The following is a 10,900-nucleotide window of genomic DNA, read 5'->3' as shown; positions in this document are numbered from 1 at the left end:
AGATGTGTATAAGAGACAGAAAAAAAGGTGACCGCCCATTAAAGGCAGGAGATGAAATCCTTGTGCAGATCAGCCGGGAAGCAATGAAGGGAAAACTACCGGCTGTAACCACGAATCTGAATTTTACAGGCAAATATCTGGTTCTTACAACCGGCGATAAGAAATTTGGTCTGTCTTCCAAACTTTCCAATGATGACAGAAGCCGCATCAGTAAGTGGATGGAAGCAGAAGTTAACCGTCCGGATAAAGAGTTTGGTATCATCGTTCGTACAAATGCAGCAGATGCATCAAAAGAAGAAATACTGAAAGAACTGGAATACCTGAAGGGCCTGTATCATAAGGCTGCTGTAGACGGAAGATCCCGTACCTGTTTCAGCTGCGTATATAGAACAGAGCCTTTTTATATCTCTGCAGTCCGCGACGCCAACAGCCGGAACCTGGAAGAGATCATAACAGATATCCCTGAGATATCCCGACAGATTTCTGACTATCTTAACAGTAACAGCCCGGAGGAAAAAGAGAAGCTGCGGTTTTATGATGATAAACTTCTCCCTCTTTACAAACTTTATCGCCTGGAAACTGTCTTAGAAGAAATCCAGCATGAGAAAGTCTGGCTGAACAGTGGTGGATTTCTGGTAATCCAGCAGACAGAAGCCTTCGTATCCATTGATGTAAACAGCGGAAAGTTTACAGGCAAAAAGAAAATGCAGGAAACTTACCGAAAAATCAATTTGGAGGCAGCAAAGGAAATTGCCAGACAGTTGCGTCTCAGAAACCTGTCCGGAATTATTCTGATTGATTTTATTAATATGGAAAATCAGGATCATCAGGATGAACTGTTCCATGTCCTGCAGAAATATCTGCGCAAAGATCCGGTAAAGGCAAAAGCAGTGGACATCACTCCACTGCACATCCTGGAACTTACCAGAAAGAAAGTGCGAAAACCTGTGATTGAGGAAATTAGAGAATTATAGTTTGTCATAAAACAATTATGTAGACCAAACGAACATCTGCAATTCTCATCGATATTTTTCCGTAACTGAATAACTGCTCTGCAGTTTGTATTTTATCACAGATCCTGACGGATACCGGATTGAAATTGTATCTGTAAAATAAAAGAAAAAAAATTCAAAGAAATTGAAAAAAACTTATTGACAAATCGAATTTTGTCCGCTATTATAAATGAGATGCCGCACAGAGAGGTACAAGCACCGAAAGGTCACCATATCTGGCGAGTAAAGATTATAGGAGGTGCCACAGATGTACGCAATTATTGCAACAGGTGGTAAACAGTACAAAGTTGCTGAAGGCGACGTAATCAGAGTTGAGAAACTCGGTGTTGAAGCTGGTGAAACTGTTACTTTTGATAATGTTATTGCAGTAAGCAATGACGGATTAAAAGCTGGTGAAGATGTGAAAGATGCCAGTGTTACCGCTACTGTAGTTGAGAACGGTAAAGCAAAAAAAGTTATCGTTTACAAATACAAGAGAAAAACTGGATATCACAAGAAAAACGGTCACAGACAGCAGTACACTAAAGTAAAAATCGAAAAGATTAACGGTTAATCTGGTGTCATTATGATTACAATTACAGTTAAGAAGAGAAATGGAAATTATCTGGAATTTGTTTCGAAAGGTCACGCCGGATATGCAGAGGAAGGACTGGATATTGTCTGTGCTGCTGTTTCTGTACTGGTGATCAATACTGTAAATTCTCTTGAGACATTTACAGATGATCAGTTTGAAGTGCAGGAAGATGACGGCTATGTATCTTTTCATTTTACGGCTCCGGTTACTGAGAGGGGAACACTTCTCATGGATTCGCTGATTCTCGGATTAACAGAAATTGAGCATAGTTATAACAATCGATATTTGACAGTAAAAGTCAAGGAGGTGTAACAACATGATGAAAATGAACCTTCAGTTATTCGCACATAAAAAAGGAGTTGGTTCTACAAAGAACGGTCGTGATTCCGAATCCAAGAGATTAGGTGCGAAGAGAGCAGACGGACAGTTTGTTAAAGCTGGAAATATTCTTTACAGACAGCGCGGAACTAAGATCCATGCTGGTGAGAACGTAGGTTGCGGTAAAGATTATACTTTATTCGCACTGAAAGATGGTGTCGTAAGATTTACCAGAAAAGGACGCGATAAGAAACAGGTTTCTATCGTTCCAGTAGAAGCAGAATAATCTGGTTAAGCGGAAGGCTTCAAATCTAATAAGGGTTTGGAGCCTTTCTTTTAGATTTAAGAGTAACTTAGCTGTTTGCTTTATGAATAACAAACAGCAATTTGAAAATAACTGTAATAGCAGGATAAGTAGTCTGTATTAATTACCATTTCGTTATTATATGAATTTATACGATCGAATTGGTAATATAAACACTTATCTTTATCACAGACATTATAGTAAAGGACAGAGGTGTGTCATATGTTTGCAGACAGAGCGAAAATCTATATCCGCTCCGGTAAAGGCGGCGACGGCCATGTAAGTTTCCGCAGAGAATTATATGTTCCGAATGGCGGACCTGACGGTGGTGATGGCGGCCGTGGAGGAGACGTGATATTTGAGGTAGATGAAGGCCAGAACACCCTTGGCGACTACCGACACAAAAGAAAATATAAAGCAGAAGACGGTCAGGAGGGCGGCAAGAAACGCTGCCACGGTGCCGATGGAAAAGATGTTGTATTAAAAGTTCCGGAAGGAACTGTCATCATGGATGCAGAATCCGGTAAGGTAATCGCTGATATGTCCGGCGAAAACAAACGCCAGATCGTATTAAAAGGCGGACGAGGCGGCAAAGGAAACCAGCATTACGCAACTGCTACTATGCAGGTTCCAAAATACGCACAGCCAGGGCAGCCTGCACAGGAACTGGAAGTTCTCCTTGAACTGAAAGTAATTGCAGATGTAGGTCTGGTTGGATTCCCGAATGTCGGAAAATCCACATTCCTTTCCCGTGTTACCAACGCACAGCCGAAAATTGCCAATTATCACTTCACAACCCTGAGCCCGAACCTTGGTGTTGTAGATACTGAGAATGGCGGTTTCGTAATCGCTGATATTCCTGGTCTGATCGAAGGTGCATCAGAAGGTGTAGGGCTTGGACATGAGTTCCTTCGCCATATCGAACGTACCAGAGTCATCATCCATATCGTAGATGCAGCATCTACAGAGGGCCGTGACCCGATTGATGATATTTATAAGATCAATAAAGAACTGGAAGCCTATAATCCGGAAATCGCAGCAAGACCACAGGTGATCGCAGCAAATAAGATTGACTGCATTTATACAGAAGACGGGGAAGAGAATCCAGTAGACAAGCTTAAAGCAGAATTTGAGCCAAAAGGAATCCAGGTATATCCGATTTCCGCAGTCAGCGGTCAGGGCGTGAGAGAGCTTTTATTCCATGTAAAAGAACTTCTTGACAGCTGCCCACAGGAGCCTGTAGTATTTGAGCAGGAGTTCTTCCCTGAAGATATGCTGATTGGAGAGAATCTTCCATATACGGTAGAGCAGAGTCCTGAAGACCCGACGATCTTTGTAGTTGAGGGACCGAAGATTGAGAAAATGCTCGGTTATACAAACCTTGATTCTGAGAAAGGTTTTGCATTCTTCCAGAAATTCCTGAAAGAGGGCGGTATCCTGGCAGAACTTGAGAAAGCCGGCATTCAGGAAGGTGATACTGTACGTATGTATGGATTTGACTTTGATTATTATAAATAAAATTTGTGAGCAGTAATCTATCGGATATTTTCTGTTCGTACTTACTGCATACTCATAGCTGAATAACCTCCCACATTTTATTCAGTTAAACCTATGAATCATACAAATCGTAAAGCGGACGATCTTGTCCGCTTTGCATAGCAAAGAATAATAGAGGAAAAAAGAAATGACAAGTAAACAGAGAGCTTATTTAAAAGGTCTTGCAATGAAAATGGACCCGATCATGCAGCTTGGAAAGGGCGGACTTACCCCTGAAAATACAGCTGCTGTAGACGAAGCACTTGCAGCCAGAGAATTAATTAAGATCAGTGTTCTTCAGAACTGCCTAGAAGACCCACGTCAGATGGCTGAAGTTCTGGCAGAGCGTACCCATTCCCAGATCGTTCAGGTTATCGGCAAGAAAATCATTTTATACCGCGAAGGCAAGAACGAAAAGAAAAAAATCGAATTACCAAAGAAATAATTAAGATTAACTGAGTACGGAGTTTTTATGGCTGACATCAGAAAAAGAATTGGTATCATGGGTGGTACATTTGACCCTATTCATATGGGACATTTAATCCTCGGAGAAAAAGCATACGAACAGTTTCATCTGGATAAGGTACTGTTTATGCCCTCCGGCAACCCACCTCATAAAAAAAATCGTCAGGGACGTGCCACAGATGAGCAGAGAGTAGAGATGGTCCGCAGAGCTATCTCTGATAATCCTCATTTTGAGCTGTCACTGGCTGAAATGCACGAAAATGGTTACACTTACACATATCATACACTGGAAACGCTGAAAGCAGAGAATCCTGATACGGATTACTATTTCATAATCGGTGCAGATTCCCTGTATAATTTCGATACCTGGAGAGAGCCGGGACGTATCTGCAGAAACTGTATTCTGGTAACTGCTGTAAGAAACCATTCCACAATTGCAGAACTTGAAACAGAAATGAATCGTCTTTCACTCAAATATGGCGGTACATTTCTGACTCTGAATACCACAAACATTGATGTATCCAGCAAAATGCTCAGAAACTGGATCAGTGAAGATAAAAGCGTTCGTTACTATATTCCAGATCCGGTGATCACATATATTGAAGAAAACCAGATTTACAGTCTGGCTGAAAAGAAAGGATGATTTTTCCCAATGGCAGAGTACGATTTTATAAAAATGCAGAAAAAATTAGCCAAGTATCTGGATGAGGATCGTTATGCTCATACACTGGGAGTCATGTACACCTGCGCAGCACTTGCCATGGTACATGACTGCGATCTGATCATAGCCCAGACAGCCGGGCTGCTTCACGACTGCGCAAAATGTATTCCGAATAAAAAGAAACTGAAAATGTGCAGCCAGCATAACATTCCTGTATCTGAATTCGAACAGACACATCCATTTTTACTTCACGCCAAACTTGGTGCTTATGTAGCCAGAGCTAAATATGATGTCACTGATGAAGAGATTCTTTCTGCCATCACCTGGCATACTACCGGAAAGCCTGAGATGACATTGCTGGAAAAAATCGTTTATATTGCTGACTATATCGAGCCAAAACGTGATAAAGCCCCTAATCTTGCAGTTGTCCGCAAGCTGGCTTTTGAGGATCTGGATGAATGCATGTATAAAATCCTGGCAGATACACTGGCTTATCTTGAGGAGAACCCGAAAGATATCGACAATGCCACGAAAGACGCCTTTTTATATTACAAGGACTTACATATAAAAAGAAGGTCTTAAACATTAATCTTAGCAATTGGATTCACTGATATGTAAGAGGTATAGTTATCTTCAAAATAATGTACTAGTATACAGAAATAATAAATATTCGCAGGTCGAATGCCTTGCATTATGCCAATGTACAGGTAGTATCCAGTACCATTGCCATATACGTATACAAGGAAACATAACAACAGTAAAACAATTTTCAAGAACGAAAGGAGCACGTTTATGAGCAGAGAACTTGAAATGGCAAAACTTGCCTGCCGCGCCCTTGATGACAAAAAAGGTAAAGACATTAAAGTGATCGATATCCATGAAGTATCTGTGATCGCTGATTATTTCGTAATCGCAAGTGCATCCAACCAGAACCAGGTACAGGCTATGGTTGATAATGTAGACGAAACACTCGGAAGAGCAGGATACGAAGCCAAACAGATTGAGGGAACCAGAAATTCAAGTTGGGTTCTGATGGACTATGGCGATATGATCGTTCATGTATTTGATGAAGAGAACCGTCTTTTCTACGATCTCGAGAGAATCTGGAGAGATGGAAAGGTTTTGGATATCAATGAATTTCTTGAGAAATAATTTTGCAATAATAATCTCTCAAGAATGAACAGGATTTTACTCTGAATAGTAGAGACGCTGTATATGTTTTGAATGGCATATACAGCGTTTTTATTATTATGTATGATATTTTTCAAGCTTTTTTATACCAGAAAACGAATCTGTTTTCCGGACATTCTTCTAACTACTGATACAGACGGAATACTCCAAATACCTTGCCGAGAATCTGTAATTCCCCATGTACAATGATCGGTTCCATCGTATCATTCTCCGGCTGAAGACGATAGTAACCTTTCTCTTTATGGAAAGTCTTAACTGTAGCCCCGTCATCTACCAGAGCAACTACAATATCTCCATCCTCTGCAATAGCCTGTTTTTTCACAAGCACCTGGTCTCCGTCAAAGATTCCGGCATTTACCATACTCTCGCCTTTTACCTTCAGCATAAAACTCTGCTCATTCGGCATAAACTCTGCCGGAATAGGGAAGTAACCTTCAATATTCTCAACTGCCAGAACTGGCTGACCGGCTGCTACCGTACCAACGATTGGTACATTCACAACCTCTCTGCGTACAAGATTAAAATTATCATCAATAATCTCGATCGCACGCGGCTTCGTCGCATCCCTGCGGATATATCCATTCTTCTCCAATGCCTCAAGGTGAGCGTGCACAGAAGATGTTGATTTCAGATTCACCGCCTCACATATTTCACGAACTGCCGGAGGAAATCCTCTGTTCAAGATTTCATTTTTTATATAATCAAGGATTTCCTGCTGTTTCTGCGTAATTCTTCCGTATGCCATAAGGTTTATACCTCCCTGCTAAATATTATTTCTATATATTACAATTTTTTCTATAGTCAAATAGATAAAATCATCTGCTTCGCTTAAAATTTGGCTCTGCTTATAGTATATTTTTATAATATCATATTTCGTCCAAAAAAGCAAACTTATATTCGGAAAATACGTTCTTATTTTCAATATTTCTAACTCTTTCATCCTGTGAATTCTTTATGAATAATCTTGTTTTTAACTTTACAAAGTGTTACAATGTCTTGGAAATTAATCTTGATTTTGAATTAAAAAGGAGACATTCCATTGTCTGATAATCATAACAAATCAAAAAAGATGCCGGGGATTTTGGCGCAACTTCGTAAAGTTGTAGGACTTAATATTGGAACTATTATGTTCGGTATCTTATTTATCTACATGGCATTCAGCGCCATATTATACTTTACAACCACTCATATCGAATCCTATCAGGTAACATCCGGTCCGCTATCCCGTAATGAAACATATACAGGACTCGCAATCCGTGAAGAAACCATATGTCAGGCACCTTCTTCCGGATATATTACCTACTATGCACGAGAAGGCAGTAAGATCAATGCTTCCGGCGCCGTTTATGGATTAAGCAGCACAAAAACAGCTTCTTCCACCGCGTCCCTTACTCCGGAAGAACTTTCCAAAGTACGAAGTGATATGATGAGTTTCTCCAAAGGATTCAATTCCAGCAAGTTCAATAGTACATATAGTTTTAAATATGAATTAAAAGGGAATATCCTTCAATATGCAGAATCTGAAAATGGTTCATCTGCGCCTCTTACTTCTGACGAGAACGAAGATGAAACTGACAGCAATGATACCTCTGACAGCACTTCCGAAAATATTTACACCGGAAATCAATCAATATGTCAGGCACAATCAGACGGAATTATTTTATATTCAACAGACAACTATGAAGGAAAAACAGTAGATACCGTTACTGCTGAAGATTTTGACCAGAATTCTTATCATGAAACAGATTTGAAAACATCAGATTCTGTTCAGGCAGGCGATGATGTTTATACAATTATTACAGATGAACGCTGGAGTCTTCTAATCCCATTAAGTGAGAAACAGGCTGAGAAACTGAAAGATCGTTCAACCATCCGCGTCAAATTTCTTAAGGACGATATGACACAGACAGGTGATTTCTCAATTATCACAATTGATGGTGAAAAGTATGGACAAATTGACTTCAATAAAGGTCTGATCCGTTATGCATCTGACCGTTTTCTTGACATCGAACTTGTCACTAATACTGTCGTTGGCTTAAAAGTACCGTTAACTTCTATTGTAACAAAAGATTTTTATGTAGTTCCATCCAGAATGGCAACTACCCAGAATAATGAAACAGGATTTATGCTTGCCGGGAAGTCTAAATCTGGCAAAACCTCTACAACTTTTCAGGCAGTAATCATTTACGCAAGTATTGAAGATACTTCCGTTTCCAAACTGGCAGTCGAAACATCCGGGCAGGAAACTCCTAAGATCTATTATATTGACAAAAGTGCCTTTAAAGAAGGAGATGCTATTATTAATCCGGATACTGGTGAGAAATATGTGATTGGTGAGACAGATACTCTGGAAGGTGTTTACTGTATCAATAAAGGGTATGCTGTTTTCCGCCGTATTGAAATTCTTGATCATAATGAAGAATATGCAATTGTATCTAAAAATACTTTATATGGACTTTCCAGATATGACCATATTGTCAGAAACGCAGATAAAGTAAAAGAAGAAGATATTTTATACTAATTTTAAGGAGGCTTTAACATGTTAGCTGATAAACTTAACCTTGTGAAGAAAAATATTGAAGAGGCCTGCAGTACTTCCGGGCGTTCTCCTGAAGAGGTGACCCTTATCGCAGTAAGTAAGACAAAGCCTGTAGAAATGCTCAGAGAAGCATACGATGCAGGAGCACGTGTCTTCGGTGAAAATAAAGTACAGGAGATCATGGACAAATATGATCAGATGCCATCTGATGTACAATGGCACATGATCGGTCATCTGCAACGTAATAAAGTAAAATATATTATTGATAAAGTATCTATGATCCATTCTGTTGATTCTATACGTCTGGCAGAAACCATCGAAAAAGAAGCAGCAAAAAAAGATATCTGTATGCCGATTTTAATTGAAGTAAATGTAGCAGAAGAGGAAAGTAAGTTTGGCCTTTCTGTTGAAGAGGTTTTACCATTTCTGGAAGAAATTTGCTCTTACCAGCACATCAAAGTAATGGGACTTATGACAATTGCTCCATTTGTAGCAGATCCCGAAGAAAATAGAGAAGTTTTTCAGAAATTAAAGAAATTAAGTGTTGACATTGCGGCAAAAAACATTAATAATGTTAATATGAGCGTCTTGAGTATGGGAATGACAAATGACTATCAGGTCGCTGTTGAGGAAGGTGCCACCATGGTACGCGTGGGAACAGGCATTTTTGGTGAGAGGAATTACTCAATAAAAGAAGATTAAATTAAGATTGGAGATTAAAATGGGCGTTTTAGATAAATTTTTAGATGCCATCAAGTTAAATGATGATTATGATGACGATGGATTCTTAGATGAGGATCTGTTAGACGAAGAAGATGACGATGATTTTCTTGATGACGACTTTGACGAGAAGCCAAAGAAGAAATTCTTTGATAAGTTCTCTAATAAGAAAAAAGAAGCCGATGATGATTTTGATGAAATAGAAGAGAATGCAGTTAAGCCAGCTCCTAAACCAGCTGCTGCACCAAAGCAGTCTGCTCCGACTCCATCAAAAGTTACGGTCAAACAGGAACGCGCCGAACGCCAGACACGTCCCGTTGCTTCTTCTAAGATTACTCCAATGAGAAGCAGCCGCAAAGCAAATCAGGGTCCAAATATGGAAGTTTGCGTTATTAAGCCATCTTCTATGGAAGATACCCGTGAGATTGCAGACACATTAGTAGATAATTCTACTGTAATTTTAAATTTGGAGGGAATTGATGTTGAACTGGCACAGAGAATCATCGATTTCACATCCGGTGCATGCTATTCTTTAGGCGGAAGCCTTCAGAAAGTATCTAGCTACATTTTTGTCCTTGGGCCATATAATGTAGACATTACCGGTGATCTCCAGAATATTCTGGGAGGATCTGCTCCTTCTGTAAGAGCAGGATATTAATCCCGGATGGAAAAAAACGAATTTTTTCTTAAGAGAATCCGGGAATTGGCAAATCTCTCCTATCAGAGAGATATCGTTACATTTTCGGATTTTCTTAATTTAAATGAACAGAATATGGTCAGTAGCCTGAAACAGCAGTTTCCGCAGGTTGTCATGGAGACTTTTGGCGGCTATGATAATGCGGAGCGTCAGATGGTAGCATTTCATCCTGATGCTCTTGCTTTTACATGGGAATATCCTATTGACTGTCTCAAAATAGAGCCAAAAGCTATTAAATTCTCTGAGAATCTGAGTCATCGTGATTATATGGGGGCACTCTTAAATCTTGGTGTAGACAGAAGTGTAATCGGAGATATTATTGTACAGGAAAAGGCTGCCTGGTTTTTCTGCCAGAGTAAAATGACGGAATTCTTTCTTGAGAATCTGTGCCGTGTCCGTCATACCAATATTCTGATCACAAAAGTAAATGATCCAGAGGAGTTTCCGCATCCAAATCTGGAATCTATTAAGGGTACCTGTGCTTCTGTACGCCTGGATTCACTGATTGCCCTTGCATTTAAAGCCTCCAGAAGCAGTATGGTATCCTATATCGAAAGTGGACAGGTTTTCGTAAATGGAAAACTGATCACATCCAATGGATACGAGCCAAAAGAGGGTGACATTGTATCTGTTCGCGGAAAAGGACGCTTTATTTTTGACGGCGTATCACACCAGACAAAAAAAGGAAGATGTGGCGTACATATTTTACTCTATGTGTAAGTTACAATTGTAAAATAATTTACCCGCCTGTGGCGGGATACTTTAACCACATAAATGCTAACTTCCCATTTTTTTCCTACTCACACCCTGTTATTAGCTAAAACAAAAGGTTTTAAAGTTTTTTGCTAAGTAAACATACCTACTCATTTATCCACCAACAAA

Annotated in this window: 14 protein-coding genes; 13 read left to right on the top strand and 1 reads right to left on the bottom strand. The window is 39.7% G+C overall.

Going from position 1 to position 10,900, the window contains the following annotated elements:
- The 9 genes from ACTNES_RS16655 to rsfS all read left to right on the top strand — a co-directional run.
- On the top strand, window positions 1–974 hold a 974-nt coding region (locus tag ACTNES_RS16655), incomplete at its 5' end, for a ribonuclease E/G (RefSeq protein ID WP_441040139.1).
- A 286-nt stretch (window positions 975–1,260) separates the two neighbouring features.
- Window positions 1,261–1,566 (top strand): 50S ribosomal protein L21, encoded by a 306-nt coding sequence (rplU, locus tag ACTNES_RS16650; RefSeq protein ID WP_020993901.1) that lies wholly within the window; start codon window positions 1,261–1,263, stop codon window positions 1,564–1,566.
- A 12-nt stretch (window positions 1,567–1,578) separates the two neighbouring features.
- Window positions 1,579–1,899: a ribosomal-processing cysteine protease Prp gene (locus ACTNES_RS16645; RefSeq protein WP_291806764.1), complete on the top strand. Its 321-nt coding sequence runs from the start codon at window positions 1,579–1,581 to the stop codon at window positions 1,897–1,899.
- Window positions 1,900–1,903: 4 nt separating this feature from the next.
- The gene (gene rpmA / locus ACTNES_RS16640) at window positions 1,904–2,191 is read left to right on the top strand and encodes a 50S ribosomal protein L27 (RefSeq protein ID WP_008703124.1); all 288 of its coding nucleotides are present in this window, start codon (window positions 1,904–1,906) and stop codon (window positions 2,189–2,191) included.
- Between the two features lie 240 nt (window positions 2,192–2,431).
- Window positions 2,432–3,727 (top strand): GTPase ObgE, encoded by a 1,296-nt coding sequence (obgE, locus tag ACTNES_RS16635; RefSeq protein WP_291817032.1) that lies wholly within the window; start codon window positions 2,432–2,434, stop codon window positions 3,725–3,727.
- Between the two features lie 166 nt (window positions 3,728–3,893).
- Window positions 3,894–4,190 (top strand): ribosome assembly RNA-binding protein YhbY, encoded by a 297-nt coding sequence (yhbY, locus tag ACTNES_RS16630; RefSeq protein WP_291806784.1) that lies wholly within the window; start codon window positions 3,894–3,896, stop codon window positions 4,188–4,190.
- A 27-nt stretch (window positions 4,191–4,217) separates the two neighbouring features.
- A complete protein-coding gene (nadD, locus tag ACTNES_RS16625) occupies window positions 4,218–4,853 on the top strand; it encodes a nicotinate-nucleotide adenylyltransferase (RefSeq protein WP_291806788.1) in 636 nt (211 codons plus the stop codon).
- 9 nt (window positions 4,854–4,862) lie between these two features.
- Window positions 4,863–5,453: a bis(5'-nucleosyl)-tetraphosphatase (symmetrical) YqeK gene (yqeK, locus tag ACTNES_RS16620; protein WP_291806791.1), complete on the top strand. Its 591-nt coding sequence runs from the start codon at window positions 4,863–4,865 to the stop codon at window positions 5,451–5,453.
- 210 nt (window positions 5,454–5,663) lie between these two features.
- Window positions 5,664–6,023 carry a ribosome silencing factor gene (gene rsfS, locus ACTNES_RS16615; protein WP_291806794.1) on the top strand — a complete coding sequence of 120 codons (360 nt, stop codon included), beginning with the start codon at window positions 5,664–5,666 and terminating at the stop codon, window positions 6,021–6,023.
- Window positions 6,024–6,186: 163 nt separating this feature from the next.
- On the opposite strand, the gene lexA is transcribed toward rsfS, so the two are convergent.
- A complete protein-coding gene (gene lexA, locus ACTNES_RS16610) occupies window positions 6,187–6,807 on the bottom strand; it encodes a transcriptional repressor LexA (protein ID WP_291806797.1) in 621 nt (206 codons plus the stop codon).
- A gap of 294 nt (window positions 6,808–7,101) precedes the next feature.
- Between lexA and ACTNES_RS16605 the strand changes: the two genes are divergently transcribed.
- Genes ACTNES_RS16605 through ACTNES_RS16590 form a run of 4 tightly spaced genes read left to right on the top strand, consistent with a single transcriptional unit; the run spans window position 7,102 to window position 10,738 of the window.
- Complete coding sequence (locus tag ACTNES_RS16605; protein ID WP_291817035.1) at window positions 7,102–8,583, top strand: HlyD family efflux transporter periplasmic adaptor subunit; 1,482 nt, start codon at window positions 7,102–7,104, stop codon at window positions 8,581–8,583.
- A gap of 18 nt (window positions 8,584–8,601) precedes the next feature.
- Window positions 8,602–9,303, top strand: coding sequence for a YggS family pyridoxal phosphate-dependent enzyme (locus tag ACTNES_RS16600; protein ID WP_291806804.1), 702 nt, complete (start codon window positions 8,602–8,604; stop codon window positions 9,301–9,303).
- Between the two features lie 19 nt (window positions 9,304–9,322).
- Complete coding sequence (locus ACTNES_RS16595) at window positions 9,323–9,979, top strand: cell division protein SepF (RefSeq protein ID WP_441040138.1); 657 nt, start codon at window positions 9,323–9,325, stop codon at window positions 9,977–9,979.
- A 6-nt stretch (window positions 9,980–9,985) separates the two neighbouring features.
- Window positions 9,986–10,738, top strand: a complete 753-nt coding sequence (locus tag ACTNES_RS16590) for an RNA-binding protein (protein ID WP_441040137.1) — start codon at window positions 9,986–9,988, stop codon at window positions 10,736–10,738.
- The last annotated feature ends 162 nt before the right edge of the window (window positions 10,739–10,900 follow it).

It is taken from the genome of Blautia sp. HCP3S3_D9 (genome assembly GCF_052063845.1).
Taxonomy (GTDB): Bacteria; Bacillota; Clostridia; order Lachnospirales; family Lachnospiraceae; genus Blautia_A.
Note: the sequence above shows the minus strand (reverse complement) of the source record. Positions and strands in the feature narration are given on the sequence as shown.